Source organism: Enterobacter cloacae complex sp. 6730903 (assembly GCF_048283985.1).
GTDB lineage: Bacteria > Pseudomonadota > Gammaproteobacteria > Enterobacterales > Enterobacteriaceae > Enterobacter > Enterobacter hormaechei_C.
In genome coordinates, this window is the sequence record NZ_JBLVXX010000026.1 from 42,844 (window position 1) to 69,717 (window position 26,874).

Sequence of the window (26,874 nt, forward strand, 5' to 3'; positions counted from 1 at the left end):
AACCAGGGCTTTATTTCCAGCCCTGGTTGTTTTATATTCCGTCATTGTTGCTTATTTAGACATTATAGTCTTTTATTACTAGTGTTATAAGCGAAGCGGCAAACAGGACATTTTTAGTACAGGACGTTTAGGGGACGGGAGAGAAACATGCGAATTAAACCTGACGATAACTGGCGCTGGTATTTTTGTGAAGAGCATGACCGTATGATGCTCGACTTAGCCAATGGCATGTTGTTTCGCTCTCGTTTTGCGCGCCGAATGTTAACGCCGGACGCGTTTGCGCCCTCTGGCTTTTGCGTTGACGATGCTGCACTCTATTTCTCTTTCGAAGAAAAATGCCGCGAGTTCGATCTCTCCAAAGAACAGCGCGCTGAACTCGTATTAAATGCGCTGGTGGCGATCCGTTTCCTGAAACCACAAATGCCGAAAAGCTGGCATTTCCTCGCGCATGGCATGAGCTGGACCCCGGCTATCGGCGATGCGGCGAGCGTCAATCTGAGCGATACCGAAGAAGAGGTGAATTTGCTGGTGGTTGAACCCGGTGAAAACGCTGCGCTCTGTTTGCTGGCCCAACCCGGCGTGACCATTGCCGGGCGAGTCATGCAGTTAGGTGATGCCATCAAAGTGATGAATGACAGGCTGAAGCCACAGCTGCGCGTCGATTCCTTCAGCCTCGAACAGGCGGTTTAAGCTTCCAGCTGCACGGATGTTTTCGGTACACAGCTACAGCACAGGATCGTGCCGTCACTGCCAATCGCAGATTTCTTCAGGGCACTCACTTCACCATCGATCAGTTTAATGCGACAGCATCCGCATATCCCCGCGCGACAGGAATACGGTACGCGGATACCCGCCTGCTCCAGCTGTTCCAGTAGCACCTGCTGATTATTACCTCGGATGACTTTGCCTTCCCAGTGAATATCCACCGCGGAAGCGACGTTGGTGACAACGTCAACCATCTCTTCTTCCTGACCTGCGCCGTACACCCTGGCAGGCCCGCGGGTGAGAATTTCGACCTCGTCGCCCACGCGGATCACGCCGCTGGAGCGGGGGATCAGGTTCTGGCCGAAGTCGACATCGCCGTTATCCTGCGCGGTACGAAATGACTGCAAGGTTTTCAGCGGTTCGCCGGAAGGGTGTTTCTGGCCTTTCTCCGGGCTGACGGTGGTAAAAATACAGCGGCTGCACGGCTTCACGACATCAAAAATAACGCTGCCGATGCGGATCACTTTCCAGGTATCTTCATCCCAGGCATCCGCTCCGGTCACCACCAGATTCGGGCGAAACTGCTCCATCTGCACGCTGGCTTTGCAACGATTTTGTAAATCACGCAGCGAGGCCTCGCTGGTCAGCAGGAAGGGAAAACCATCGGCGAAGGAGAGGGGAACCGCATCGTGGCGCTTCACGCGACGGGTCAGCGCAGGCCCGACCCAGCGCAGCTGAACGTCACGGGAGAAAAAGCCGCTCAGCCACTGGTTAATATTGTCCGGCGCGATACGCGCGGTAAAATGGTTGCCCCACACTTCCGTTGGCGCATCAACCGGCGCAAAATCAGCAAAGCGGATCACGACGCTTGAACCGTCTGGCGCGGTCAAATGCAGCCCGTCATGAAGCGGGGAAGGGGTAAAGCGAACCATCTGCGGGAACTGACGTGCGGTGATAAACGTACCGTCAGGCTCGGTGACCATAAAAATACGATCGAAGGCGAATCCGCTCATATCGGCCAGCGCGTGAGTCACGCCGATACCGCGCATCGATTTCACCGGATGAATAAAAAGCCTGGATAACGTCGCCACTGCACACTCCCGCTAAAGAAAATAAGCCTTCAACTTTATGACATACACGCCATATTAGCTATAATGCGCGACAATTTTCTATGAGTAAAAGTGACGATATGAATTCTCTGTTTGCCAGTACGGCCCGTGGGCTGGAAGAGCTGTTAAAAACTGAACTGGAAGCCCTGGGCGCGAAAGAGTGCCGGGTGGTTCAGGGTGGTGTCCATTTTGAGGGCGACACGCGGCTTATTTACCAGAGCCTGATGTGGAGCCGTCTGGCGTCGCGCATCATGCTGCCGATGAAAGAGTGCAAGGTCTACAGCGATCTTGATCTCTACACCGGCGTACAGATGATCGACTGGACAGAGATCTTCACCCCGGACGCCACCTTTGCGGTGCATTTCAACGGCGTCAACGATGAGATCCGCAACAGCCAGTACGGTGCCCTGCGCGTTAAGGATGCCATTGTGGACTGCTTCACGCGTCGTAATAAAGAACGTCCGAACGTTGACCGTGAAAACCCGGATCTGCGTATCAACGTCTGGCTGAACGGCGATACGGCCAGTATTTCCCTGGATCTGAGCGGCGCAGGCCTGCATCTGCGCGGTTATCGCGATCGCACCGGGATGGCACCGATCAAAGAAACGCTGGCTGCCGCTATCGTGATGCGCTCCGGATGGCAGCCAGGTACGCCGCTGCTCGATCCGATGTGTGGTTCCGGTACGCTGCTGATTGAAGCCGCGATGCTGGCCACCGACCGTGCGCCAGGGCTGCACCGCGGCCACTGGGGCTTCAAAGGCTGGGCGCAGCACGATGAAGCCATCTGGAAAGAGGTCAAAGACGATGCGCAGACCCGCGCCCGTAAAGGGCTGGCGGAGTACACCTCTCACTTTTACGGTTCGGACAGCGACGCACGGGTGATTGAACGCGCGCGCAGCAACGCCCGTCGTGCCGGTATCGGCGAGCTGGTGACCTTCGAGGTGAAGGACGTGGCGAATCTGACCAATCCTCTGCCAAAAGGCCCGTACGGTACGGTGATCAGCAACCCGCCGTATGGTGAGCGTCTGGACAGCGAGCCGGCGCTGATTGCGCTGCACAGCCTGCTGGGCCGCAACATGAAAGCGCATTTCGGCGGCTGGAACCTCTCCCTGTTTAGCGCCTCGCCGGAGCTGCTGAGCTGCCTGCAATTGCGTGCCGATCGCCAGTTCAAGGCGAAAAACGGCCCGCTGGACTGCGTGCAGAAAAACTACCATCTGGCAGAGATAGCGGCGGACAGCAAACCGTCAGGCGTGGCGGAAGATTACGCCAACCGCCTGCGCAAAAACCTGAAGAAATTTGAGAAGTGGGCGAAGCAGGAAGGTATCGAATGTTATCGCCTGTACGACGCTGACCTGCCGGAATACAACGTGGCGGTTGACCGCTATGCGGACTGGGTGGTGGTTCAGGAGTACGCCCCGCCGAAAACTATCGATGCGCAAAAAGCACGTCAGCGTATGCTGGATGTGATTGCGGCCACCATCGCCGTACTCGGCATTTCGCCAAACAAGCTGGTGCTGAAAACCCGTGAGCGTCAGAAAGGCAAAAACCAGTATCAGAAGATGGGCGAGAAGGGCGACTTCCTCGAAGTGGGCGAATATAACGCGCGCCTGTGGGTTAACCTGACCGACTACCTTGATACCGGCCTGTTCCTCGATCACCGTATCGCCCGCCGCATGCTGGGCCAGATGAGCAAGGGTAAAGACTTCCTGAACCTGTTCTCCTATACCGGCAGCGCCAGCGTTCATGCGGGACTTGGCGGCGCGCGTAGCACCACCACGGTAGATATGTCCCGGACTTATCTGGAGTGGGCTGAGCGCAACCTGCGTCTTAACGGCTTAACCGGTCGTCAGCATCGCCTGTTACAGGCCGACGTGCTGGGCTGGCTGCGCGATACCGACGAGCAGTTTGACCTGATCTTTATCGATCCGCCGACCTTCTCTAACTCCAAGCGTATGGAGGATAGCTTTGATGTTCAACGCGATCACCTGCGCCTGATGACCGACCTGAAGCGTCTGCTGCGTAAAGGCGGCACCATTATGTTCTCGAATAACAAGCGCGGATTCCGCATGGATCACGACGGCCTGGCCGAACTGGGACTGAAAGCACAAGAAATCAGCCAAAAAACGCTGTCCCAGGACTTTGCCCGTAACCGTCAAATCCACAACTGCTGGCTGATCTCCGCGGTCTGAAAGGAAAAATAAATGTCTTTAATTAGTATGCACGGCGCGTGGCTCTCTTTCAGCGACTCACCGCTTCTCGATAATGCAGAGCTGCATATCGAAGATAACGAGCGCGTCTGTCTGGTCGGCCGTAACGGCGCAGGTAAATCGACGCTGATGAAGATCCTCAACCGTGAGCAGGGGCTGGACGACGGCCGTATTGTTTACGAGCAGGATCTGATCGTCTCTCGTCTGCAACAGGATCCGCCGCGTAACGTCACCGGCAGCGTGTACGATTTTGTGGCGGAAGGGATTTCAGAGCAGGCGGAATACCTCAAGCGTTACCACGAGATTTCGCATCTGGTGATGACGGACCCGAGCGACAAGAATCTCAACGAGCTGGCAAAAGTGCAGGAGATGCTCGATCACCACGGTCTGTGGCAGCTGGAAAACCGCATTAACGAAGTGCTGGCCCAGCTTGGCCTGGAAGCGGATATGGAGCTGTCGGCGCTCTCCGGCGGCTGGCTGCGTAAAGCGGCGCTGGGCCGTGCCCTTGTGAGCGGGCCTAAGGTGCTGCTGCTGGACGAACCGACGAACCACCTGGATATCGAAGCGATTGACTGGCTGGAAGGGTTCCTGAAAACCTTTAACGGCACCATTATCTTCATCTCCCACGACCGTTCGTTCATCCGCAACATGGCCACGCGCATTGTCGACCTCGACCGCGGCAAGCTGGTGACCTATCCGGGCGATTACGATACCTATCTGCTGGAGAAAGAAGAGAACCTGCGCGTCGAAGAGCTGCAAAATGCCGAGTTCGACCGCAAGCTGGCGCAGGAAGAGGTCTGGATCCGTCAGGGCATTAAAGCGCGTCGTACCCGTAACGAAGGCCGCGTTCGCGCCCTGAAGGCGATGCGCCGCGAACGTAGCGAACGCCGTGAAGTCATGGGTAGCGCCAAAATGCAGGTGGAAGAGGCGTCCCGCTCGGGCAAGATTGTCTTCGAAATGGAGAACGTGAATTATTCGGTTGACGGCAAAGTGCTGGTGAACGATTTCTCCGCTCAGGTTCAGCGCGGCGACAAAATCGCGCTGATCGGCCCGAACGGGTGCGGTAAAACCACGCTGCTGAAACTGATGCTCGGCCAGCTCCAGGCCGACAGCGGTCGTATCCACTGCGGGACCAAACTGGAAGTGGCGTACTTCGACCAGCACCGCGCCGAGCTGGATCCAGACCGTACGGTGATGGATAACCTCGCCGAGGGTAAACAGGAGGTCATGGTTAACGGCAAGCCGCGTCACGTGCTGGGCTACCTTCAGGACTTCCTGTTCCACCCGAAACGCGCCATGACGCCGGTGCGCGCGCTGTCCGGCGGAGAACGTAACCGTCTTTTGCTGGCGCGTCTGTTCCTGAAACCCAGTAACTTATTGATTCTCGATGAACCGACTAACGATCTGGATGTCGAAACGCTGGAACTGCTGGAAGAGTTGATTGATGGTTACCAGGGCACTGTGATGCTGGTCAGCCACGATCGTCAGTTTGTCGATAACACCGTGACCGAGTGCTGGATCTTCGAAGGCGAAGGACGCATCGGGCAATATGTGGGCGGCTATCATGACGCGCGTGGACAGCAATCGCAGTCGCTGGCGCAAAAACAGGAGAAGACCAAAAATGTCGCTGAACCTGTTGTTGCAAAGGCAGAAACTGTCAAAAAGTCTCCTGCTAAAATGAGTTATAACTTGCAGCGCGAGCTGGAGGGGCTGCCGCAGCGTCTGGAAGAGCTGGAAGCTGCGCTGGAAGCACTGCAAATTCAGGTCGCTGATGCGTCATTCTTTACGCAGCCTCACGACTATACTCAGAAAGTATTGGCTGAACTCACCCAGGCTGAACAGGCGCTGGAAGAGGCATTTGAGCGCTGGGAGTACCTTGAGTCTCTGAAAAACGGCGCATAAACAGGGATAATCTATGTGTGACCAGCACCATGCCGATCGGCATATATTATGCTCGCAATGCGATATGCTCGTGGCGTTGCCAGAGCTCGGTCACGGACATAAGGCTGCCTGCCCGCGCTGTGGCGCTACGCTGACGACCGAGTGGGACGCGCCAAGGCAGCGTCCTACGGCGTATGCGCTGGCAGCCTTATTCATGTTACTGCTCTCCAATCTCTTCCCTTTCATCTATATGAAAGTGGGCGGGATGACCAGCCAGGTGGATTTACTGGAAATTCCAGGCGTGATGTTCTCGGAAGATTACGCCAGCCTTGGCACCTTCTTTCTTCTTTTCGTGCAGATCGTCCCGGCTTTTTGCCTGGTCGTCATTCTGCTGCTGGTCAACCGCGTCAGGATGCCCACTGTCCTTAAAATCAAACTCGCGCGGATCCTGTTCCAGCTAAAAAGCTGGGGGATGGCGGAAATTTTTCTCGCGGGTATTCTGGTCAGCTTCGTGAAGCTGATGGCCTACGGCGATGTGGGGATTGGCAGCAGCTTTATTCCGTGGTGTCTGTACTGCGTGCTACAACTGCGCGCGTTCCAGTGCGTGGACCGACGCTGGGCCTGGGACGATATTGCCCCGGCGCCGACGCTTTCGCAGACGGTAAAGGTGGGCGTACCGGGTATCCGTCAGGGGCTTCGCTCCTGCTCGTGCTGCACCGCCGTGCTGCCCGCGGATGTCGAGGTGTGTCCACGCTGTGAAACAAAAGGTCACGTCCGGCGTAAAAATAGCCTGCAATGGACCATGGCGCTGCTGGTGACCTCTGTCATGCTCTATCTGCCCGCCAATATCTTGCCGATCATGATCACCGATCTGCTCGGCGACAGAATGCCCTCGACCATACTGGCCGGGGTGATTTTGCTGTGGAGCGAGGGGTCTTACCCTGTAGCAGGCGTCATATTCCTCGCCAGTATTATGGTTCCGACCTTAAAGATGATTGCCATTGCCTGGCTTTGCTGGGATGCAAAAGGGCACGGTAAGCGAGACAGCGAGCGTATGCATCTGATTTATGAGGTCGTGGAATTTGTTGGCCGCTGGTCGATGATTGACGTGTTCGTGATTGCGGTTCTCTCAGCGCTGGTGCGTATGGGGGGGCTGATGAGTATTTATCCCGCTATGGGGGCGCTGATGTTTGCGTTGGTCGTCATTATGACCATGTTTGCGGCCATGACCTTCGACCCTCGTTTATCGTGGGATCGTGAGCCCGATTCAAGCCATGAGGAAGAGTAAGAGCATGGAAAATAAGAGTGGAGAGGCTAAAGTGCAGAAGGTCAGAAACTGGTCGCCGGTGTGGATTTTCCCCATCGTGACCGCGCTGATCGGTGCATGGATCCTGTTTTATCATTACAGCCATCAGGGACCGGAAGTCACGCTAATTACCACCAATGCAGAGGGGATTGAGGGCGGAAAAACCACCATCAAGAGCCGCAGCGTGGATGTGGGTGTCGTGGAAAGCGCTACCCTGACGGATGATTTAACCCATGTTGAAATCAAGGCCCGCCTGAATGCCGGCATGGAAAAACTGCTCCATGAAGATTCTGTTTTTTGGGTAGTGAAACCGCAGGTCGGAAGAGAAGGGATCAGCGGCTTAGGGACGCTATTGTCAGGGGCCTACATCGAACTCCAGCCCGGCAACAAAGGCGCCCAGCCAGCAAACTATCAGCTGCTGGATTCACCGCCGCTTGCGCCACCGGATGCAAAAGGGATCCGCGTTATTCTGGACAGCAAAAAAGCGGGCCAGCTCTCGCCGGGCGATCCGGTGCTGTTCCGTGGGTATCGCGTCGGTTCGGTTGAAACAAGCACCTTCGATCCGCAAAAACGGACCATCAGCTATCAGCTTTTTATCAATGCGCCTAATGACCGCCTGGTGACCAGCAACGTTCGCTTCTGGAAAGACAGCGGGATCGCGGTGGATCTGACCTCTGCGGGGATGCGCGTTGAGATGGGTTCACTCACCACGCTGTTTGGTGGGGGCGTCAGTTTTGATGTGCCGGAAGGTATAGATCTGGGACAACCGGTGGCGGAGAAAACCGCCTTCAGGCTGTTTGACGATCAAAAAAGCATTCAGGATGCGCTCTATACCGATCACATCGACTACCTGATGTTCTTTAAGGACTCTGTACGCGGCTTGCAGCCTGGGGCGCCAGTTGAGTTCCGCGGTATCCGTCTGGGGACCGTGGGACAAGTGCCTTACTTTGTTCCGGGACTCAAGCAGATGCTTGATGATGATTATCGTATTCCGGTGCTGATCCGCATTGAGCCTGAGCGTTTGATTAACCAGATAGGCGAGGACCAGGATATTGGGGAGCATATCAGCGATCTGATGAATCGCGGTCTGCGTGGCTCGCTGAAAACTGGCAACCTGGTCACAGGGGCGTTATATGTCGATATGGACTTCTATCCAAAAGCGCCACCAATGACGGGGATCCGTGAATTTGGCGGCTACAAAATCATTCCTACGGTCAGCAGTGGCCTGGCGCAGATCCAACAGCGCCTGATGGAAACACTGGATAAGATCAACAATCTGCCGCTGAATCCAATGCTTGAGGCCGCGACGGGATCACTGCATCAGAGCCAGGCGACGATGCAACGTCTGCAAACCACGCTGGATAATATCAACAAGATCACCGCCAACCAGTCCATGCAGCAGCTGCCGCAGGATATGCAGAAAACGTTGCGCGAACTGAATCGCAGTATGCAGGGCTTCCAGCCGGGCTCAGCGGCTTACAACAAGATGGTGGCGGATATGCAACGTCTTGATCAGGTTTTACGCGAGCTACAGCCCGTTCTGAAAACGCTCAATGAAAAGAGCAACGCGCTGGTGTTTGAAGCGAAAGACAAAAAGGATCCTGAGCCTAAGAGGGCGAAACAATGAAAAAATGGCTAATCATCGCAGGCGCACTGGTATTAACGGCCTGTAGCTCTGGAAGCGATAACAAAAGCTACTACCAGTTGCCGTTAAGCGCGCAATCCGGTGCGCAGAGTAGCAGCTCGCAGGGCAGCCGTCTGCTGTGGGTTGAACAGGTTGCCGTGCCAGATTATCTGGCGGGCAACGGGGTGGTCTACCAGACCAGCGATGTGCAGTACGTTATCGCCAACAATAACCTGTGGGCCAGCCCGCTGGATCAGCAGCTACGCAATACGCTGGTGGCGAATCTGAGCAGCCAGCTCCCTGGTTGGGTAGTCGCCTCGCAGCCTCTGGGAAGCGATCAGGATACCCTGAATGTTAACGTGACGGGATTCCATGGCCGCTATGATGGTGCGGTTGTTATCAGCGGGGAGTGGCTCTTGAATCATCAGGGCCAGCTGATTAAGCGTCCTTTCCATCTGGAACTGAAGCAGCAGAAAGATGGCTATGACGAAATGGTGAAAGTGCTTGCGCAGGGGTGGGCACAGGAGTCGGCTGCTATCGCAAGAGAGATTTCCCGGCTGCCATAAGTAAAATTCATCGACGAAAGCCGCACTCAGCTTCTTGCTGATTGCGGCTTTTTTTTCGTTTTATGTTCAGTTTGTTACTTGTCCCGCGTCACATTTTTTGTACAAACGATCTTCCATGTAGCTCACAAATATGACACCCGTATGAATTTTGAACGTTGACGCTGACGCCGATTCGGGGTATTCGTTAACTGTGCTTGCACATATTGCAATCACTGTTTTCTTTCCACCAGACAAAAGAATGAGGGAAACGAGGCATGAAGAGACAGAAACGAGATCGCCTGGAAAGGGCTCATCAACGTGGTTATCAGGCTGGCATCGCCGGACGTTCAAAAGAAATGTGTCCCTATCAGGCCCTGAATCAAAGGTCCCAATGGCTAGGGGGCTGGCGAGAAGCCATCGGAGACAGGGCAGTACTTGCTTGATACCGTCTCTTTAAAAAGAAACCTCCGCAATGCGGAGGTTTCGCCTTTCTGGAAGGGGCTAAATGCCGTTATCAGAAAGCGGAGGTATCCTGGAACAGACCCACTTTCAGGTCGTTCGCAGTATAGATAAGACGACCATCTACCAGCACTTCACCGTCTGCCAGGCCCATAATCAGGCGGCGGTTAACGATGCGTTTGAAATGGATACGGTAGGTGACTTTCTTCGCGGTAGGCAGAACCTGACCGGTGAATTTCACTTCGCCTACGCCCAGCGCACGGCCTTTACCTTCACCGCCAAGCCAGCCCAGATAGAAGCCAACCAGCTGCCACATGGCATCGAGGCCCAGGCAGCCAGGCATTACCGGATCGCCAATAAAGTGGCAACCGAAGAACCACAGGTCCGGGTTGATATCGAGTTCTGCTTCTACGTAACCCTTATCAAAGTTGCCGCCGGTTTCGGTCATTTTCACGACACGGTCCATCATCAGCATATTTGGGGCCGGTAACTGCGGGCCTTTCGCACCAAACAGTTCACCGCGACCAGAGGCAAGAAGGTCTTCTTTAGTATAGGATTCGCGTTTATCTACCATGTTCTCAGTAAGCCTTATTTTAGTGAAGGACGCAGGATAGCTAACACGTGTACGCTGAACAAGTCCGATCAGTTAGCACTAAACCAACTTAACCAGCGTAACGGCCACGGATAACGATGACGAGCATCCTGCTGTGTCGCCTGAGCTATACGTTCCTGAATGGTCTGCATCAGGGTTGTCTGGCCTTCGCCGTCCCAGACCAGGTTTGTCAGTAAGGGTAGAGCATCCTCAACCCCTTCGATGGCCCAGACGGCGAATTGTTCCTGCTCTACCGCATCCAGAATCGCCTGGCTCAGGCTCAAATGGCGAGCGTTAGGCGCCGGAATAATCACGCCCTGTTTGCCGTTTAAACCGCGCTGCTGGCAGATAGCAAAGAAGCCTTCGATTTTCTCATTCAGTCCACCCACCGGTTGAGCACGACCAAACTGATCTACGGAACCGGTAATCGCAATATTCTGATTAATCGGTACGTCTGCAAGCGCGCTGATCACGGCGCACAGCTCTGCCATCGAGGCGCTGTCGCCGTCGACTTCACTGTAGGACTGCTCAAAGGTCAACGAGGCAGAGAAGGGGATCTGCTGCTCCAGCTGAAGTTCAGACATCAGGAATGCCTGCATGATCATCATGCCTTTGGCATGAATGTTTCCGCCCAGTTCGGCCTTGCGTTCGATATCGGTAAATTCGCCGTCACCAATGTGCACGACACAGCTGATACGGGAAGGCTCGCCAAAGGCGCGCGGGTGTCCGGGGAACTCGATGACGGACAAGGCGTTGATTTGCCCGATACGTTCGCCTTCGGTCTCCACCAGAATCTGTTCCAGCAGAATTTCATCCTGCATACGGTCAGCAAGATAACCTTCACGCCATTCACGCTGGGCCAGCATCTGACTAAGCTGCTCGCCGGTAAACGGACCGTTGCCGCTGATAACGCCCACTTCACGCAGCTGTTTACCGATCCAGAGCGGGCAGAGCGGCAGGGTTTCCTGATCGCCGGTGTAGCGTACGGCCTCGCGGATTAAGCCCGGCCACGCATCCTCGGCAGGCGAGGGCAGCGCGAAACGTTCCGCCACGGCCATAACCCACTGACACCACTGCGCCATGTCATCGGCATCGGCGATCTGAATATTGTCTTCAAATTCGCTGTAAACCGCCTGCTCCGCGAGTTCTGGCTCCATTTCCTGGAAATCAGCCAGAGATTCACGGTCACCCGTCAGCACGACGGTCAGCGACAGCGGCATAGACGGAATGGAAACAGGCAGCGGACGTGAATCGTCGTAGCCTATCCAGTCAAAACGTTGCTGCGTCACTACTGTTTTCAGGCGCATCCACAGCAGAGGCTGTGCAAGCAGGGTGCGAAGGGAGATGAGCAACACGCCGCCGTTCGCGCGGTGTACCAGACCGGGTTGCAGTGACACATCGCCATTGAACTGACGAAGGCAGCCGAACAGCTGTTCTGCTTCCACCCAGTTGGCGGTAATCACCTCGCCTTTTGCAGCGAACTGTCCGTCTGCCTGCGTGGCAGGTTCGTACGTCACTTCACGTCCGGCAATATGATACTGACCACCAAAAACGGCATTCGTTTTTGGCTGCAACTGGCGCATGGCATCACCGAGAAGCGTCAGATACTCGGCTTCTTCCGGGGCTTTGAGCAGCATGAAAGGAGATGTAGCCCATGGGGATGACATCTGCTCCAGCGCGTAATGCAAACGCGGTTGTGTATCGCTAAGTATGAATTCGTGTTCTTTTGTGAGGTCTGGCTGTGCAAACAGCTCCTGATAGCTCTCGGTATCCGGAACCAGGTCACGCCATGCAAGTTTCGTAATGGTCAAAGTTGATGTTTTTTAGTCAGAAGTAAAACCGTGGAGTATACCGTAAGCGGCGCACTCTGCCCAATCAGGATTCGGGTTTTCGTCATGCGGATCGCCTGCGACGTTTCACAGGATATGATTTCTTTTCAGCAGATTGCCAAAAAACTGATATTCTGAACAGAGTTACACGGTAACACTGAGATCGCAATGAAATATCAACAACTGGAAAACCTCGAAAGCGGCTGGAAATGGAAGTACCTGGTCAAAAAGCACCGTGAAGGGGAGCTGATCACCTGCTACATCGAAGCCAGCGCGGCACAAGAAGCTGTGGATATGTTGCTGACCCTCGAAAACGAACCGGTACTGGTCAACGGCTGGATTGAGAAACACATTAATCCGGCCTTGTTAAACCGGATGAAGCAAACTATCCGTGCTCGTCGTAAACGGCATTTCAATGCCGAGCATCAGCACACCCGTAAGAAATCCATCGACCTGGAGTTCATGGTCTGGCAGCGTCTGGCCGGGTTTGCGCAACGGCGCGGGAAAACCCTGTCGGAAACGGTGGTGCAGCTGATTGAAGATGCCGAGCACAAAGAGAAGTATGCCAGCCAGATGTCGACGCTGAAGAACGATCTACAGGCACTGTTAGGTAAAAAATAAGCTTTTTACTTTTCTTCAGATAATAAAAAACCCCGCATCGCGGGGTTTTTTTATAAGACGATAACTTATGCCGCAGGCTGAGTTACAACGTCTTTGATACCTTTAACTTCGATCTCTACGCGACGATCTGGTGCCAGGCAGTCGATCAGTGCAGCGCGTGGTTTCACGTTGTCACAGGTAGAACCGGTAACTGGGTTAGATTCGCCCATACCACGTGGGGAGATCTTGTTAGCTGGGATACCTTTAGATACCAGGTAATCAACTACAGACTGAGCACGTTTCTCAGACAGACCCTGGTTGTAAGCGTCAGAACCGATACGGTCGGTGAAGCCCAGAACCACTACAGAACCGTCTTTAGGATCCAGGTTGCTCAGCTGGGTGTACAGCTGATCCAGTGCCTGCTGACCTTCTGGTTTCAGGGTAGCTTTGTTGAAGTTGAACAGAACGTCAGACTTCAGAGTGAAGTGCTTGGTCTGTACTTCTGGAGCTGGAGCCGGAGCTGGAGCTACGACTGGCGCATCTTCCTGCTGACCGAAACGGTAAGAAACACCAACGCTCAGCATGCCGTTGTCTGGACGAACGCCAACGGTAGCACCGTCACCGATGTTGTTAACCCACTGGTATTCCAGACGGGTAGCGATGTCACGGGTCATTGCCCACTCAACGCCACCAGCGAATACTGGGGAAACACCCGTGTCGTGGTCGTCACCAGCACGGCTGTTGCTGGAGTCTGCACGCCATACCATGCCGCCCAGACGGGTGTACACGTCCAGATCGTCAGTTACTGGGTAACCCAGTTTAGCGGTCAGCTGTACGCCCTGAGCTTTGAAAGCGCCATTGGTTTCGTTGCCTTTGTAAGGCATACGACCTAACCAGTCGTAACCCATTTCGAAGCCAACATACGGGTTAACCTGATAGCCACCGAACGCACCTGCACCAAGCTGGCTCTCATGAGTTGGGCCATCATTGTTGTTTGCGCTGTCGTACCAACCGGTGTCATGGAACTGAGACCAACCCAGTTTACCACCTGCATACCAGGTATTATCTTTCGGAGCGGCCTGCGCTACGGTAGCGAAGCCAGCCAGTGCCACTGCAATCGCGATAGCTGTCTTTTTCATTTTTTGCGCCTCGTTATCATCCAAAATTTGCCATGAATATCTCCATCGGAGGAATCACGGTTAAATCCTTCACCGGGGGGCGTGGTCAAATATAAACCTACCGATATCTTCGGCTTAGGCCGAGCACCCCTGGCGATGTAAAGTCTACAACGTAGCTGAAAACTTACAAGTGTGAAGTCCGTCAGGCATATGAAAAAAAAAGTTCCGTATACCTAATATTTAACAATTTTTGAACGAATTTTGTGCAGTAAAATTAACGAGAACCGCGTCAGACAAGCCTTGCCGCAGTTTTGGCGCGTTGAACTTTTTTTGCATACTGCGGTCGAAAAAAATTCCAGGAAAACTCTTAAAATTACTCAATGGTACACATTTGAGTGAATTTTTAGCCCGGGATGTTGTCCTCTGCGATAGGAATCTCCACGAACTGGCCGCATGATGAAACCCATCGCGTTACCTTCTTCAGCCGCTTCAGACAGACGCAAATGTTCCTCTTGCGACAGATCCTCAGGCAACCACCCAATCACGACGCTATAGTTCCCGGTACGTAATGCCCGGACCATCGACTCGACCGTATCGCAAGGGGAGAGTTGATTAATCTGCATCACCTTCGCTAACGGCAGGCCAGCCGACTGAACCCATTCACGACTTAATTTTTGCTGTGGCGTCAGCCAGAGCTGCCAGCGAGACTGTTGCCCGAGCTGCTGCAAAAGCGGCAGGAGTAAGAGTTGTGTTAACAGCGGCTGGTCTTCACGGTAAACCACTTCACTGATAAGCCCTGTCGATACACGCCCGATAGAATTCTGCGCAGCATTGCCTGCGGCAGAAGTGGAAGGTGTTAAGTGATTTGCATAGCCTGAAGTGTACATATTCATTCCAGCCCTGTAGTTACTGTATGGATATACAGTAACCCGTGTGTGCATAAAGATCAACCTCATTTTCGGAAAGCGACTCGCAAATTTCATCCATTCCTGGTGAACCTGAAAAAATCATCTTGCCCAACGGCAATAAGTTGCCTATTTTCCTGCTAACGGATCCGTTAGTAAGAAATATCGTGTTTACTGTATGATTTTTAATGGAATTATCATGAAAAAGATATCTTATGATCGGATTTATCAATCTCAGGAATACCTCTCTCCGCTGGGCGAAATTCATCATCGCGCCCTGTTTGGCGGTTATACCCTGGCCGTGGATGAAGCGGTGTTCGCGATGGTGTCTGACGGCGAGCTGTACCTTCGCGCCTGTGAGCAAAGTGCAAAATACTGTGTAAAAAACGCCTCCTCTTTTCTGACACTGATGAAACGAGGACGGCCAGTGCTGCTTAATTACTACCGTGTGGATGAAGGTCTGTGGCAAAACAGGGAAAAGCTGCTTCAGCTCTCCTCGTTTGCGCTCGATGCCGCCAGGAAAGAGCGCTACCAGCGTCATCAGCGTAACCGGCTTAAAGATCTGCCGAACCTGACCTTTCAGATTGAGGTCCTGCTTATGGAGGCGGGCATTACCAATGAAGAGACGCTACGGCAGTTGGGGGCGAAGACGAGCTGGCTGAAAATGCGCTCTAAGAATAAAGCGCTGAGTATCCGGGTATTGTTCGCGCTTGAAGGCGCCATTGAAGGGTTACATGAAGCGGCACTCCCGGCGGATATTCGCCGGGAGCTTACGGAGTGGTTTAATGCGCTGCCTGAGTCGCAGGGCCATCATTCCGCCAGGTAGCGATCTGCTGGCGCAGCCGACAAATTTCCGGCAGCAAAGCGATAAGCAGGCCAATTTGCTGAAGGACCAGCGGAGCTTTGTTGTCGGTGCCTGGATCAAGGTGTGCGATACGTTGCATTAGTTCATCCAGTGCCTGGTGAACCCGTGGCTCATCCGCAGGTTGATGATGAAGCGCATCATCAACGTAGCAAACGGCATCGTCCAGCAGCGCCAGGATGCCCGGATTCGTCAGTTTCTCTCGGTGGGCGCCGAGGGTAGAGATATAGCTGGTGAACGTGTGGTTCAGACACAGCAGGCGGAAGGCTGTCTCCCGGATTTCTGCCGTGGCGCGCGGCTCAGTTGACATATTCGAGACAACGGAAGCCAGCTCTGCGTCCGTGTTATGCGCATCGCGACGGGCAATCCGATAGGCCAGACGGTTATCGCGGCCCTGATGGTATTGCTCAAGAATAGCATCCAGATAGCGACAGTTGGCGTTCATTGCTCTGTCGGACACGCGCGGTAAGTTACGAAAACGCCAGTCAGGCCAGATAAAGCTCACCGCCGCCCAGGCGATGGCGCAGCCGATTAGCGTGTCGATCACGCGGGGGAGGGCCACTTCAAAGCCTTCACCCAGCAGATTGAAGCAGAGCAGCACCAGCAGCGTGATGAACATCGTGGCGTGGGCGTACTGCACATTGCGGAAGGCGAAAAACAGTACACCGGTAATCACAATCAGGATCAGTTGCCCTTCTACGGATGGCACAAAGTAGAGCACCGGCAGCCCGATGGCGACCCCGACTAATGTCCCGACAATACGCAGCGCGAGCCGATGGCGGGTAGCGTTATAGTTCGGCTGGCAGACAAACAGGCTGGTCAGCAGGATCCAGTAGCCGTGGTGCAATCCTGTTATCTGGATAAACGCGTAGCCGACGCACAGTACCAGCGACATCCTCACCGCATGGCGAAAGAGGGCGGATTCCGGCGTAAAATGACGGCTCAGGCGCAGCCACATATCGCTGAAACCGTTGAGACTGTCGTCGGCAAGCTGGTTGTCAGCGTCATTACCCGGCATCGCCATCGCCTGTTCAGATTCAATGGTGGCGAGCTGAGCATCGATGGCTCTCAGGTTGTTGAGCAGGAATCCCAGGGCTTTGAACTGTTCCGGTGATGTCCCACTGGCCTGAACGCGATCGAGCGCCGCATCCAGGTGGCTGAAGGCGCGTTCAAAACGCGGATCGTGCTGATAGGGCGTGCGCAGCAGTATTGAGCGCGCAAGTTGCTGGCAGGCCTGAGACTGCATCGACAGCAGGCGCTGGAAACGGAACATCACGTCGCTGTAGCGGAATTTCTCGCGCAGGTCAGCGTACTGCACATGCGAGGAGCTGGCGCGCTCGTGAATATCCTGGGCGACAAAGTAGTAGTGCAGTGTGCGCCGGGTACCGCGCTGACCGCGATCGCCGCGCAGACGGGTGAGCAGAGACGCTTTGGTCTGATTCAGCGTGGCGACCAGCTGGCCATTTGCCAGCGCCAGATCGTACAGGGGCGCCTGGCTGTCCTCTTCAATATCCGGATCAAACAGCCGGGATTTCAGCTCCAGATAGTGGGCCAGCTGTTCGTAACTGCGGGCAATGTTGTCCTGTAAGGCACGAACCGGAAAAATAAGATGTCCGGTTAAGGTCAGCAGGTTATACCAGATAGCGCCCAACAGCAGCAGGACCGGTTGCTGATACCACTGATCGTAAAGAGAGACGCCCAGCATGGTGTAAATGGCAATCAGCAGGGCGCCAAAGGCGATAGTGGCGTAGCGTTGCCCGAGGCCGCCGAGCAAAATGAAGCCGCTGGTGGATACCGTCAGCCCTAAGGCAAACAGCCAGGGCCAGGGGAAAAGCAGCTCAACGGAGGCGGAAGCAATAAAGAAGCAGACCAGCGTGATGACCAGATTACGCAAACGACCGGCCAGGCGGTCGTCGAGATCCGCCAGCGCGCCGGCCACCACCCCAAGCGTGAGGGGGATGGTGAGCTTCACGTCATTCAGCCACCACGGCAGAGCGACGGTGCCGCAAAGGGCGATAAAGATCCTGACGTTATACAGCCAGTTACTGTTCCACGTATAGCGACGAAGCAGGGGGCTTAGCATGAGTGCGGCCAGTCCTTATTACTGAAAACGGCGACGGGCGTTGGCTTCACGCGCGGCTTGCGCGACTTCGACCGGGACAACACGGCGTCCTACCGGCCACAGGGCGATGGTGGCAATTTTGAAATTAGCGATGCCAACCGGAATGCCTATAATCGTGATGCACTGGGCGATACCGGCGAAGATATGCATCAGACACAACCACCAGCCAAAGAAGATCAGCCATAAAATATTCAGCAGCGTGCCGCCGGTATTCATCAGGGCATTTTTTCTTTCCGGCTCCAGCTCATCCACGTGTACGGCTTCATTTCCATAAGGAACGAGGGAGAGTTTGGTGATTTCCCAGCAGGAGCGCGTCAGCGGAAGGGTGAAGATGAGCACGATGCTCACCAGGGTGGCAAAAAGCCAGGAAAGGGTGGTGGCAAAACCGCCAAGGACAAAATTCAACACATTCAGAACGGTACGCATAAACCCTCATTTCCTTCGATATGATTAACGCCCGGTGATTGTAACGTTTTTTTGGGCTGGAGCACCTTAAAACTGGCAGTTAAACTGTCTGACAAATTATGACCTCGTGGATCCGGCAGGATATGGAACTGAAAGCAACTTCAATGGGCAAACGCCTGGCGCAGCACCCTTACGACAAGATTGTCCTGCTCAATGCAGGAGTGAAAGTCTCCGGTGAACGCCACGAATACCTTATTCCGTTTAATCAGCTACTGGCCATTCATTGTAAACGAGGGCTGGTATGGGGGGAGCTGGAGTTCGTCCTGCCGGCAGACAAAGTGGTGCGACTCCACGGGACCGAGTGGGCGGAAACCCAACGCTTCCACCATCATCTGAACACGCGCTGGCAGCAGTGGAGCCAGGAGATGAGCGTGATAGCCGCACAGGTGCTGCATCAGGTGCTGGACGATATCGCGCTAAGCAATACGCAGCAGAAGTGGCTGACGCGCCAGCAAACCGCCGGGCTTCAGCAAAAAATTGCCCAGGCGCTGACGGCATTGCCTTTACCGGTGGCGCGGCTTGAGGAATTTGATAACTGCCGCGACGCGTGGCGGAAGTGTCAGGCCTGGCTGAGCGATATCGAGAAAAGCCGTCTGGCGCATAACCAGGCCTGGACTGAGGCGATGCTTACGCAATATGCCGATTTTTTCAGTACGGTGGAGTCATCACCCCTCAATCCTGCCCAGGCGCGCGCCGTGGTGAATGGCGAGCAGTCTTTATTGGTGCTTGCAGGCGCCGGGAGCGGCAAAACGTCGGTGCTGGTGGCGCGCGCGGGTTGGCTTCTGACAACGGGCGAGGCGGTTGCCGACCAGATTTTGCTGCTGGCCTTTGGTCGCAAGGCTGCGCAGGAGATGGATGAGCGCATTCAGGCGCGTTTGCATACCCAGGATATCTCGGCGCGCACGTTCCACTCCCTCGCTTTACACATCATTCAACAGGGCAGCAAAAAAGTCCCTGTTGTCAGCAAGCTGGAAAATGACGCTCAGGCTCGCCAGGCGCTGTTTATCAAGGCATGGCGTCAGCAGTGCAGTGAAAAAAAGGCGCAGGCGAAAGGCTGGCGTCAGTGGCTTGAAGAGGAACTCAACTGGGAGGTGCCGGAGGGCAGCTTCTGGCAGGATGAAAAACTGGCGCGCCGGCTGGGCTCTCGTCTCGACCGGTGGGTAAGCCTGATGCGCATGCACGGCGGCTCTCAGGCGGAGATGACAGAAAGCGCACCGGAGTCTATCCGTGCCGTGTTTTCTAAGCGGGTTAAGCTGATGGCGCCGATGCTGAAAGCGTGGAAAACCGCGCTGAAAGACGAAAACGCGGTCGATTTTTCCGGGCTGATCCATCAGGCCATAATTATTCTGGAGAAAGGGCGCTTCGTCAGCCCGTGGAAACACATTCTGGTGGATGAGTTTCAGGATATCTCGCCTCAGCGCGCTGCGCTGCTTTCGGCGCTGCGGGCGCAGAATAAACACACGTCGCTGTTTGCCGTGGGCGATGACTGGCAGGCTATCTACCGTTTCAGCGGGGCGCAACTATCCCTCACCACGGCCTTCCACCACTATTTTGGGGAAGGCGATCGCAGCGATCTGGACACCACTTACCGCTTCAACTCGCGGATTGGCGAAATAGCCAACCGTTTTATACAGCAGAACCCGCATCAGCTGTCGAAACCGCTTAACAGCCTGAGGTCTGGGGATAAAAAGGCCGTCACGCTGCTGGCGGACGATCAGCTGGAACCGCTGCTGGATAAACTGAGCGGCTATGCGAAACCAGATGAGCGCATTCTGGTGCTGGCGCGTTATCACCACCTCAAGCCGACGGCGCTGGACAAAGCGGCGACGCGCTGGCCAAAACTACAGCTCGATTTTATGACCATTCACGCCAGTAAAGGGCAGCAGGCCGACTACGTGATTGTGGTGGGGCTAAAAGAGGGGAGCGACGGTTTCCCGGCACCGGCGCGGGAATCCGTGATGGAAGAGGCGTTATTGCCTGTTCCGGAAGATTTCCCGGATGCAGAGGAGCGGCGCTTACTGTACGTGGCGATAACCCGCGCGCGCCATCGCGTGTGGCTCTTGTTCAACAAAGAGGAGCCGTCGGTGTTTGTCGATATTTTGAAGAGTATTGACGTGCCGGTGGCGAGAAAGCCGTAACGCGCCGGGCAAATTCTGTAGGCCCGGTAAGCGCAGCGCCACCGGGCAAAAAACTACTTCAGTCTCTCCGCAAGATAACGCTGATAATCCGGGATCAAAATCTCCACCGGATCGTTAAACTGCGGCGATTCAATGATGAAATCTGCCGTTGAAAGATTGGTGGCTACCGGAATGTTCCACACCGTCGCCAGACGCAGCAGTGCTTTAACGTCCGGATCATGCGGAACCGCGTTCAGCGGATCCCAGAAGAAAATCAGAACGTCAATTTTACCTTCTGAAATCTGAGCGCCTACCTGCTGGTCACCCCCCATCGGGCCGCTCAGCATGGCATTCACTTCCAGACCGGTTTCGCGGTGGATCAGGTTGCCGGTTGTTCCCGTGGCAGAAAGGGCATGACGCTGTAAAAGAGGCTGATGGCGACGAACCCAGTTAAGCAGCATTTGTTTACAGTGATCGTGCGCAACCAGAGCAATGTGCTTGCGCGCCGGAAGTGTGCGTGTTGTCAGTTCCATAATCTTATCCGTGAGGTTACCTCGTTACACGATGACGGGAACTGGCTGATGCTGCAAGAGAAAGGACGAAAAAATGTGGCTTACGACGAAGGTTGTTGCTTCGCCCATTGCAGAAAACGGGCGCGCGTGTCCGGATCGGCATTCTGGAACCAGAACTTGAGGCGTTGCTCAGTAAGGGTCTGCGACTGAGGGGGGAGTACATCCAGCTCCGATACGCCCGAAAGCAGGGTACTGTCATCCGCCATCATGGTGGCGAACTGGGGCAGCGAGGCGCGCCTGCTGGCCCTGTTGTAGGTCTCGGTGTCCGCTTCATAGTCTGTTCCCTTTGACCTTTTTGTCAGCGCCAGAATATCCAGTTTTACCGGGATGGGCATGGAGTCCCCGTCCACCAGTTCAATGCGCGGCGAGGCATCAAATGCCAGTGACTCCTTTTCTGTCTCAAGGCGCGGGAGACGAAAATTGACCTGGCTGATAAGCTGGGTATTAAAGCTGGCCACCAGCGGAGGAGAAATGTACACCTGCTGTTCGTTGTCGGCGAGGCGAATGGTCTTTTCCACCCGAAAAACCACCTGATGAGGGCCGTTATCCAGCTCGATACTGTCTGCACCCCGCAGCAGGGAGCTGGAGACTTTTTTCCCGTCCAGCACCAGCAGGTCAATGTCGGTTGAGAGTCTGAGGGTGGTTGCGAAAACACAAACCGGCATGATTAACGCAACCATAGCCCAGGCAATGCCGGTTTTCATAGCAGACTCCTGTAGACAAACTACCCGGTAAGAATGTATCAAAAGTTTTCGATAAACACGTTTACTAACATATAGACATATTCTGCCGTTTTGCCCTCATACTTCTGTATGGGATGCGTGGTTGAGATGTCCGCTTTGACGTACACTTTGAAAAAAACCAGGAGGAAGAGCATGAAAGAGAACGACATTGTCGAGATTCTGACGTCCACACGCACTATCGCGCTGGTCGGCGCGAGCGATAAACCGGATCGCCCAAGCTATCGGGTCATGAAATACCTTCTGGATCAGGGTTATCAAGTGATCCCGGTCTCGCCGAAGGTGGCGGGGAAAACGCTGCTGGGCCAGCAGGGCTATGCGACGCTCGCGGACGTGCCGGAAAAGGTGGACATGGTGGACGTTTTCCGTAATTCAGAGGCGGCCTGGAGCGTGGCGCAGGAGGCGATTGCCATCGGCGCGAAAACGCTGTGGATGCAGCTGGGCGTGATTAATGAGCAGGCGGCTGTGCTGGCGCGCGATGCCGGGCTGAAGGTGGTGATGGATCGCTGTCCGGCAATCGATATTCCCCGGCTGGGGCTGGCAAAATAAAAAAAGCCCGTTTGACGGGCTTTTTTACACCTTTAGTTGCGCAGTCTTGGTGCCTGTAACTGTTTGCGGATGGTCTGAGCAAGCTCGTCCATAGTGGGTTGTTCCGGATGCTCATCCTGTAGTTCACCACTCAGCTGCGCTTCGGCAAGATAGGTATGGACAGGCTGACCATCGTCGCCCTCCATAACCACATGATACCAGGGCGCGGCGCGAAGCTCTGCGTCAACGGCCAGATCGTCTGCTGACGGTTCATCAAGGGAATACTCCGGGTCGATATCCACGACCACACCCAAATATCCAAGCAAGGTGTGGCGGACCTGCTGGCCGATACCGAATTTGCTGGCAATCATAGTCACCTCCCGGGAAACATTACATACACACTATGTGCGGGCAATATTTCTCTTTTCAAGTTACATGACGCGACAGGCAAACCCTTTCAGATACAGCCCTTCCGGGTAGGTAGCGATCACCGGGTGATCGGCGGCCTGACGGAACTGCTCTATAAATTGTACATCACGACCCGCATCTATTGCGGCATCGGCGATGATTTTTTGGAATAAATCTGTCGTCATCAGGCCAGAGCAGGAGAACGTCAGCAGCACGCCGCCCGGGTTCAGCAGCTGGATCGCCAGCATGTTGATGTCTTTATAGCCACGGCAGGCGCCCATCAGCTGGCTTTTGTTTTCCACAAATTTCGGCGGGTCCATCACGATGACGTCAAATTTCTCGCCCTGGTCGCGGTATTTACGCAGCAGTTTGAACACGTCGTCGCGCACAAACTCCGCTTTGCTCAGATCCAGCTTATTCAGCTCAACGTTCTGCTTCGCCACGTCCAGCGCTTCCTGTGAGGTGTCGACGCTCACTACCTGAGCACAGCCGCCCATCAGGGCAGAGACCGCAAAGCCGCCGGTATAAGAGAAGCAGTTCAGCACGCGCTTATCGGCAACGTACTGGCGCGTTGCCAGACGGCTGTCACGCTGGTCGAGGTAATAACCGGTCTTATGGCCGCCCTGGATATCCACCAGCAGCTTCATGCCATGTTCTTCGATAGGCAGCAGGGCAGGCGGCAGTTCGCCGGTAACCGGGCCTTGCGTCAGCTCCATGCCCTCTTTTTTACGTACCGCCACGTCGCTGCGGTCGTAAATGGCACATTCCGGGAACAGGGTTTGCAGGGCGCTAATCAGCGCGGCACGCTGGTATTCCGCCCCGGCGCTCAGCAGCTGCAACACCAGGAAATTGCCGAAGCGGTCAATGGTCACGCCCGGCAGCCCGTCGGATTCACCGGCAATCAGACGATAGCTGTCCAGCCCGTCACGCTTTGCCAGCCACTCGCGCCACTGCTGCGCCTGTTGCAGACGACGGACAAAGAAGTCGATATCGATGGTTTCTTCTTTATCGAACGTCCAGACGCGCGCGCGGATCTGAGATGCAGGCGAGTATGCGCCGCGTGCTAACCATTTCCCCTGATGGTCAACAATATCGATGGTTTCACCGAGGCTGGCTTTACCTTCCATGCGGGCAACCGCGCCGGAAAAGACCCAGGGATGACGGCGCAGTAATGACTTCTCGCGCCCTTTGGCTAACACTAAACGGGAAAACCTTGTAAAATCTGTTTTTTGGTTTTGTTGTGCTATGTTCATTAGGTACTCCCATGGAAAAACGTAAGCTATACAGTTATATACGTTGGTCGAGTGATAAACAGGCAAAAGGTTCATCACTACAGCGTCAATTGGAAACGGCGCGTAGGGTAGCACATGAAAACGATTTAGAGCTTGTTGAAATCATTGATGCTGGATTATCTGCGTTTAGATCGAAACATCTTGAGAAAGGCAGCTTAGGTGCATTCATAGAAGCTGTGAAGGTAGGTCAAATTGCTAGCGATTCGTGGCTTACCGTCGAAAGTTTAGATCGAATAAGTCGTGATGCAATACTGAAAGCTCAAGGGTTGTTCATGGAGTTGCTTGAATTGGGGATAACCATCTACACCGGGATGGATAACCGCATCTACACCAAATCAAGTGTAACGGATAATCCAATGGAATTGATGCTTTCCATTATGACCTTTTCGCGAGCCAATCAGGAAAGCATGGTGAAGTCGCAACGTCAAAAATCGGCAACGCAACTTAAAATCAACAAATTCAATGCTAGTGTTCGAGCAGATAATGGTTATCCGCATGCAATACGCAACTCTGGTGCGAACGTTTTTTGGTCTGATGTATCAGACGGAACTGTTCGACCGCATGAATATTACTTTCCGATAGCAAAACTGATTGTTTCACTTCGATTGAAAGGATGGGGATATATGAGAATAGCAAAGCATCTCAATGAAAATTATACCCCTCCGAAAGGAACTGCTAAGCGAAAGCATTTCAAAGACCTTTGGTCTCCAAAACTCATTTGTAACTTTCTGCAATCAAGAACGCTAATGGGTGAAAAATCAATTCGCGTTGATGGAGTTGAACATATTCTGAAGGGGTATTACCCTCAGGTTATCAGCGAAAATGAATTTTACAGTTTACAAAACGTTATCAACCGTAAACTCGCTAACGAACCAAATAACTATATTCCTTTGTTAACTGGGATCAGACGCTTTAAATGTGGATGCGGAGCAGCAATGGTTGCGTTCTTTCAGTACGACAAAATCAGATACCGCTGGGATGGTATGAAGTCATTAGATAAGCGCATGCACTGCGGTGCAAAGTCCTTTAATGGTGCTTCAATTGAGAATGCAATCGTTCAGATATGTGCCGACAAGATTTTCAAAGATGTGAAAACTCATACTTCGAATGTTGGGGCGATACAGGCAATGCTTGTTGAAGCGAAAAGAAAGTATAACCGTGGTATGGATATGCTTCTTGAAGATACTGCTCCACAGGGTTTGAACATCAAGTTAATCGAACTCGAGAAACAGATAGAAGAATTGCAAAAAAAATTGAATGATGAGTTAGTTACCGAAGCTGGGGTTAATTCTTCTGTGAGCTGGGGGGCTGTGCCTAAAGATTATAGAGATGTATTCAATACGGAACGGTTGGAAATTAAACAAAAAATACAAGCAAGTACGTTATCTATTGTCTGCACAACGATTAAAACAAAGGGCCATCTTTTCGAAATAAAATTTAATGATGGCGATGTCATTCGATTTTTTAGTGATAAAAGACGTGTACATGTTGATGTTCATAGCATTAACAACGCAGAGATTATGCAAAGTGAAGGGATAATACTACATGATCACTTAGATTATCTGGTGGGGCCTGAGGAGTTCATCGAACGTATCCGACAGAAACATTTACAGATGAAGGCTCTGCAAGAACGTACTTTGGATGACATCTTTGATATTTAGCCAGTATGTTCATTATGGCAGGATAGTAATTAGCGGTCGTGTTCTTCAAAATTTATTGACCGCTTCAAAGTTGCAAGAAGGGGTCAATTCTCAGAACAAGGAGCGAAGTTCATAACCACATGACCTAAGCTCAGTAATGACGCTCATTTTCCAGGCTCCAGAGGTGTCTAAGGGTACGTAAACTACGCCACTAATATCATTTGGTGTTTCAATGTCTCCTTTCACCAGAGCACAAACGTTTTCCCTGCCAAGTTTTGCCATAAGATAGCCATGTTCGAATACAACATTTTGCCGTGCGCGATTACGAGGCGGGACTTTAGTATCACTTGCACCACGACCATGATCACATGCCGTGTAGAGCACAAGAGCGAAATCTGCGTCATTCGTGTAGCGTTCTATTTTTTCGATGATGGTTCGACCTTGGCTTGCTTGTTCATGTAGGACTATCGGCTCGAGACCCAAGTCTGAAATGAATCGAGCTACTTCCTGCTTGGCTTCATTATCCCGACCATGAACGATGAATACTTTCCTTTTGTTTCGTGTAACTTTAGGAAATTGATCGAAAATCTCTGCTTGGTTATACGAACTATCAATGCCTGAAGTAGGCTGTTGAAACCAGGGCTGTACTTCTGGTTTATGAGCCCTCTGCGTTGAGGGCTGCACAGATTCGCCGAATTCTAAGAAGTCCAACAATGGGGTAAATTGTGCTGAAATAAAGGTTCGCCGTTCAGCATAAGTACCGAATTTGGTTTTTATGAAGGACCAAAAGGAGTCAAGGCTCCGGTGTTGCCTGACAAAACTGGGCATCCATGTTGAAAGGACAGAATCGTTGATTAACTTGTTCCTTAACATTACATACTCTTCTTCATCATATGAAAGGCCAGTTGCACGAGCAGTTAAAAGGTTAGCAAGGTAACTAACTCGTTCGAAGTCAGTATGCAAAAAATCAAGCTTTGGCAATTGATTAACCTCATGAAACACAGTTTTGAATGAGTGATTATAATTATAAATTGTCTTAGGGCAGATCTCCATCTGCCGTTAAAGCCGCGCTTTTGAAAGTACTTTTTTTTGGATGATATGTTTATGAACCCTGTTTAGTTTCAGCATGTCAAATATAGCTAGTCACAATAGAAGGCAGCCTATGTTGCGAGCAAAGCTAGTCCCGTCAAGTGAAGCGAAGATTGGCAGTTAACAATTGTGTAAAAAATATACCAAGAAGTACTGTTT

Annotated in this window: 24 protein-coding genes; 12 read left to right on the forward strand and 12 right to left on the reverse strand. The window is 53.3% G+C overall.

The window, feature by feature from the left end; all coding sequences use genetic code 11:
• Positions 1-147 precede the first annotated feature (147 nt).
• The gene (gene zapC / locus ACNQ0W_RS14655) at positions 148-690 is read left to right on the forward strand and encodes a cell division protein ZapC (RefSeq protein WP_022650736.1); all 543 of its coding nucleotides are present in this window, start codon (positions 148-150) and stop codon (positions 688-690) included.
• Here the strand turns inward: zapC and ACNQ0W_RS14660 are convergent.
• Positions 687-1,796: a YcbX family protein gene (locus tag ACNQ0W_RS14660; RefSeq protein ID WP_062932084.1), complete on the reverse strand. Its 1,110-nt coding sequence runs from the start codon at positions 1,794-1,796 to the stop codon at positions 687-689. The two genes, zapC and ACNQ0W_RS14660, sit on opposite strands and share 4 nt — an antisense overlap.
• Before the next feature lie 98 nt (positions 1,797-1,894).
• Between ACNQ0W_RS14660 and rlmKL the strand changes: the two genes are divergently transcribed.
• The 6 genes from rlmKL (at position 1,895) to rmf (ending at position 9,820) form a co-directional block, all read left to right on the forward strand.
• On the forward strand, positions 1,895-4,003 hold the full coding sequence (gene rlmKL, locus ACNQ0W_RS14665) for a bifunctional 23S rRNA (guanine(2069)-N(7))-methyltransferase RlmK/23S rRNA (guanine(2445)-N(2))-methyltransferase RlmL (protein WP_045897374.1): 2,109 nt from the start codon (positions 1,895-1,897) through the stop codon (positions 4,001-4,003).
• Between the two features lie 12 nt (positions 4,004-4,015).
• The gene (locus ACNQ0W_RS14670) at positions 4,016-5,923 is read left to right on the forward strand and encodes an ABC transporter ATP-binding protein (protein ID WP_062932083.1); all 1,908 of its coding nucleotides are present in this window, start codon (positions 4,016-4,018) and stop codon (positions 5,921-5,923) included.
• 13 nt (positions 5,924-5,936) lie between these two features.
• A complete protein-coding gene (pqiA, locus tag ACNQ0W_RS14675; RefSeq protein ID WP_017693685.1) occupies positions 5,937-7,190 on the forward strand; it encodes a membrane integrity-associated transporter subunit PqiA in 1,254 nt (417 codons plus the stop codon).
• A 4-nt stretch (positions 7,191-7,194) separates the two neighbouring features.
• Positions 7,195-8,835, forward strand: a complete 1,641-nt coding sequence (gene pqiB / locus ACNQ0W_RS14680; RefSeq protein ID WP_015570901.1) for an intermembrane transport protein PqiB — start codon at positions 7,195-7,197, stop codon at positions 8,833-8,835.
• Positions 8,832-9,398, forward strand: a complete 567-nt coding sequence (pqiC, locus tag ACNQ0W_RS14685) for a membrane integrity-associated transporter subunit PqiC (RefSeq protein ID WP_015570900.1) — start codon at positions 8,832-8,834, stop codon at positions 9,396-9,398. The genes pqiB and pqiC overlap by 4 nt, the downstream gene beginning before the upstream one ends.
• Before the next feature lie 254 nt (positions 9,399-9,652).
• Positions 9,653-9,820 (forward strand): ribosome modulation factor, encoded by a 168-nt coding sequence (gene rmf, locus ACNQ0W_RS14690; protein ID WP_003858162.1) that lies wholly within the window; start codon positions 9,653-9,655, stop codon positions 9,818-9,820.
• Positions 9,821-9,891: 71 nt separating this feature from the next.
• Here the strand turns inward: rmf and fabA are convergent, their stop codons facing one another.
• Both fabA and ACNQ0W_RS14700 read right to left on the reverse strand, forming a co-directional pair.
• Entirely contained in the window at positions 9,892-10,410 is a 519-nt protein-coding gene (gene fabA, locus ACNQ0W_RS14695) for a bifunctional 3-hydroxydecanoyl-ACP dehydratase/trans-2-decenoyl-ACP isomerase (RefSeq protein ID WP_000227926.1), read from the reverse strand.
• Between the two features lie 68 nt (positions 10,411-10,478).
• On the reverse strand, positions 10,479-12,239 hold the full coding sequence (locus ACNQ0W_RS14700; RefSeq protein ID WP_062932082.1) for an AAA family ATPase: 1,761 nt from the start codon (positions 12,237-12,239) through the stop codon (positions 10,479-10,481).
• A 186-nt stretch (positions 12,240-12,425) separates the two neighbouring features.
• Between ACNQ0W_RS14700 and matP the strand changes: the two genes are divergently transcribed.
• On the forward strand, positions 12,426-12,878 hold the full coding sequence (gene matP, locus ACNQ0W_RS14705) for a macrodomain Ter protein MatP (protein ID WP_116329903.1): 453 nt from the start codon (positions 12,426-12,428) through the stop codon (positions 12,876-12,878).
• A 65-nt stretch (positions 12,879-12,943) separates the two neighbouring features.
• Here the strand turns inward: matP and ompA are convergent, their stop codons facing one another.
• Both ompA and sulA read right to left on the reverse strand, forming a co-directional pair.
• Positions 12,944-13,996 carry a porin OmpA gene (gene ompA, locus ACNQ0W_RS14710; protein ID WP_003858156.1) on the reverse strand — a complete coding sequence of 351 codons (1,053 nt, stop codon included), beginning with the start codon at positions 13,994-13,996 and terminating at the stop codon, positions 12,944-12,946.
• Between the two features lie 356 nt (positions 13,997-14,352).
• Positions 14,353-14,862: an SOS-induced cell division inhibitor SulA gene (gene sulA / locus ACNQ0W_RS14715; RefSeq protein WP_032104231.1), complete on the reverse strand. Its 510-nt coding sequence runs from the start codon at positions 14,860-14,862 to the stop codon at positions 14,353-14,355.
• Positions 14,863-15,079: 217 nt separating this feature from the next.
• On the opposite strand from sulA, the gene ACNQ0W_RS14720 reads away from it, so the two are divergent.
• Positions 15,080-15,706 carry a TfoX/Sxy family DNA transformation protein gene (locus tag ACNQ0W_RS14720; protein WP_023299743.1) on the forward strand — a complete coding sequence of 209 codons (627 nt, stop codon included), beginning with the start codon at positions 15,080-15,082 and terminating at the stop codon, positions 15,704-15,706.
• Here ACNQ0W_RS14720 and yccS read toward each other — a convergent pair.
• On the reverse strand, positions 15,663-17,825 hold the full coding sequence (yccS, locus tag ACNQ0W_RS14725; RefSeq protein WP_062932081.1) for a YccS family putative transporter: 2,163 nt from the start codon (positions 17,823-17,825) through the stop codon (positions 15,663-15,665). The genes ACNQ0W_RS14720 and yccS overlap by 44 nt on opposite strands.
• An 18-nt stretch (positions 17,826-17,843) precedes the next feature.
• A complete protein-coding gene (locus ACNQ0W_RS14730) occupies positions 17,844-18,290 on the reverse strand; it encodes a YccF domain-containing protein (RefSeq protein ID WP_003858149.1) in 447 nt (148 codons plus the stop codon).
• 122 nt (positions 18,291-18,412) lie between these two features.
• Here ACNQ0W_RS14730 and helD point away from each other — a divergent pair, with 122 nt between their 5' ends.
• A complete protein-coding gene (gene helD / locus ACNQ0W_RS14735) occupies positions 18,413-20,467 on the forward strand; it encodes a DNA helicase IV (protein WP_062932080.1) in 2,055 nt (684 codons plus the stop codon).
• A gap of 53 nt (positions 20,468-20,520) precedes the next feature.
• Here the strand turns inward: helD and mgsA are convergent, their stop codons facing one another.
• Together mgsA and csgI are read right to left on the reverse strand one after the other, a co-directional pair.
• Positions 20,521-20,979, reverse strand: coding sequence for a methylglyoxal synthase (mgsA, locus tag ACNQ0W_RS14740; RefSeq protein WP_045344707.1), 459 nt, complete (start codon positions 20,977-20,979; stop codon positions 20,521-20,523).
• An 80-nt stretch (positions 20,980-21,059) separates the two neighbouring features.
• Positions 21,060-21,722, reverse strand: a complete 663-nt coding sequence (gene csgI / locus ACNQ0W_RS14745; RefSeq protein ID WP_045344706.1) for a curli synthesis inhibitor — start codon at positions 21,720-21,722, stop codon at positions 21,060-21,062.
• A 171-nt stretch (positions 21,723-21,893) separates the two neighbouring features.
• On the opposite strand from csgI, the gene ACNQ0W_RS14750 reads away from it, so the two are divergent.
• Positions 21,894-22,307 (forward strand): CoA-binding protein, encoded by a 414-nt coding sequence (locus ACNQ0W_RS14750; RefSeq protein ID WP_062932079.1) that lies wholly within the window; start codon positions 21,894-21,896, stop codon positions 22,305-22,307.
• Between the two features lie 32 nt (positions 22,308-22,339).
• On the opposite strand, the gene hspQ is transcribed toward ACNQ0W_RS14750, so the two are convergent.
• The gene (gene hspQ / locus ACNQ0W_RS14755; protein ID WP_003858136.1) at positions 22,340-22,657 is read right to left on the reverse strand and encodes a heat shock protein HspQ; all 318 of its coding nucleotides are present in this window, start codon (positions 22,655-22,657) and stop codon (positions 22,340-22,342) included.
• 60 nt (positions 22,658-22,717) lie between these two features.
• Positions 22,718-23,947: a 23S rRNA (cytosine(1962)-C(5))-methyltransferase RlmI gene (gene rlmI, locus ACNQ0W_RS14760; protein WP_045335128.1), complete on the reverse strand. Its 1,230-nt coding sequence runs from the start codon at positions 23,945-23,947 to the stop codon at positions 22,718-22,720.
• Positions 23,948-23,958: 11 nt separating this feature from the next.
• On the opposite strand from rlmI, the gene ACNQ0W_RS14765 reads away from it, so the two are divergent.
• Positions 23,959-25,647: a recombinase family protein gene (locus ACNQ0W_RS14765; protein WP_417933210.1), complete on the forward strand. Its 1,689-nt coding sequence runs from the start codon at positions 23,959-23,961 to the stop codon at positions 25,645-25,647.
• A gap of 90 nt (positions 25,648-25,737) precedes the next feature.
• Here the strand turns inward: ACNQ0W_RS14765 and ACNQ0W_RS14770 are convergent, their stop codons facing one another.
• Positions 25,738-26,607: a TIR domain-containing protein gene (locus tag ACNQ0W_RS14770; protein WP_045295937.1), complete on the reverse strand. Its 870-nt coding sequence runs from the start codon at positions 26,605-26,607 to the stop codon at positions 25,738-25,740.
• Positions 26,608-26,874: the final 267 nt, after the last annotated feature.

Coding starts and splice junctions, on each gene's coding strand:
- zapC (WP_022650736.1), top strand. CDS start 148: ATGCGAATTAAACCTGACGATAACTGGCGCTGGTATTTTTGTGAAGAG.
- rlmKL (WP_045897374.1), top strand. CDS start 1,895: ATGAATTCTCTGTTTGCCAGTACGGCCCGTGGGCTGGAAGAGCTGTTA.
- ACNQ0W_RS14670 (WP_062932083.1), top strand. CDS start 4,016: ATGTCTTTAATTAGTATGCACGGCGCGTGGCTCTCTTTCAGCGACTCA.
- pqiA (WP_017693685.1), top strand. CDS start 5,937: ATGTGTGACCAGCACCATGCCGATCGGCATATATTATGCTCGCAATGC.
- pqiB (WP_015570901.1), top strand. CDS start 7,195: ATGGAAAATAAGAGTGGAGAGGCTAAAGTGCAGAAGGTCAGAAACTGG.
- pqiC (WP_015570900.1), top strand. CDS start 8,832: ATGAAAAAATGGCTAATCATCGCAGGCGCACTGGTATTAACGGCCTGT.
- rmf (WP_003858162.1), top strand. CDS start 9,653: ATGAAGAGACAGAAACGAGATCGCCTGGAAAGGGCTCATCAACGTGGT.
- fabA (WP_000227926.1), bottom strand. CDS start 10,410: ATGGTAGATAAACGCGAATCCTATACTAAAGAAGACCTTCTTGCCTCT.
- matP (WP_116329903.1), top strand. CDS start 12,426: ATGAAATATCAACAACTGGAAAACCTCGAAAGCGGCTGGAAATGGAAG.
- ompA (WP_003858156.1), bottom strand. CDS start 13,996: ATGAAAAAGACAGCTATCGCGATTGCAGTGGCACTGGCTGGCTTCGCT.
- sulA (WP_032104231.1), bottom strand. CDS start 14,862: ATGTACACTTCAGGCTATGCAAATCACTTAACACCTTCCACTTCTGCC.
- ACNQ0W_RS14720 (WP_023299743.1), top strand. CDS start 15,080: ATGAAAAAGATATCTTATGATCGGATTTATCAATCTCAGGAATACCTC.
- yccS (WP_062932081.1), bottom strand. CDS start 17,825: ATGCTAAGCCCCCTGCTTCGTCGCTATACGTGGAACAGTAACTGGCTG.
- ACNQ0W_RS14730 (WP_003858149.1), bottom strand. CDS start 18,290: ATGCGTACCGTTCTGAATGTGTTGAATTTTGTCCTTGGCGGTTTTGCC.
- helD (WP_062932080.1), top strand. CDS start 18,413: ATGGAACTGAAAGCAACTTCAATGGGCAAACGCCTGGCGCAGCACCCT.
- mgsA (WP_045344707.1), bottom strand. CDS start 20,979: ATGGAACTGACAACACGCACACTTCCGGCGCGCAAGCACATTGCTCTG.
- csgI (WP_045344706.1), bottom strand. CDS start 21,722: ATGAAAACCGGCATTGCCTGGGCTATGGTTGCGTTAATCATGCCGGTT.
- ACNQ0W_RS14750 (WP_062932079.1), top strand. CDS start 21,894: ATGAAAGAGAACGACATTGTCGAGATTCTGACGTCCACACGCACTATC.
- hspQ (WP_003858136.1), bottom strand. CDS start 22,657: ATGATTGCCAGCAAATTCGGTATCGGCCAGCAGGTCCGCCACACCTTG.
- rlmI (WP_045335128.1), bottom strand. CDS start 23,947: ATGAACATAGCACAACAAAACCAAAAAACAGATTTTACAAGGTTTTCC.
- ACNQ0W_RS14765 (WP_417933210.1), top strand. CDS start 23,959: ATGGAAAAACGTAAGCTATACAGTTATATACGTTGGTCGAGTGATAAA.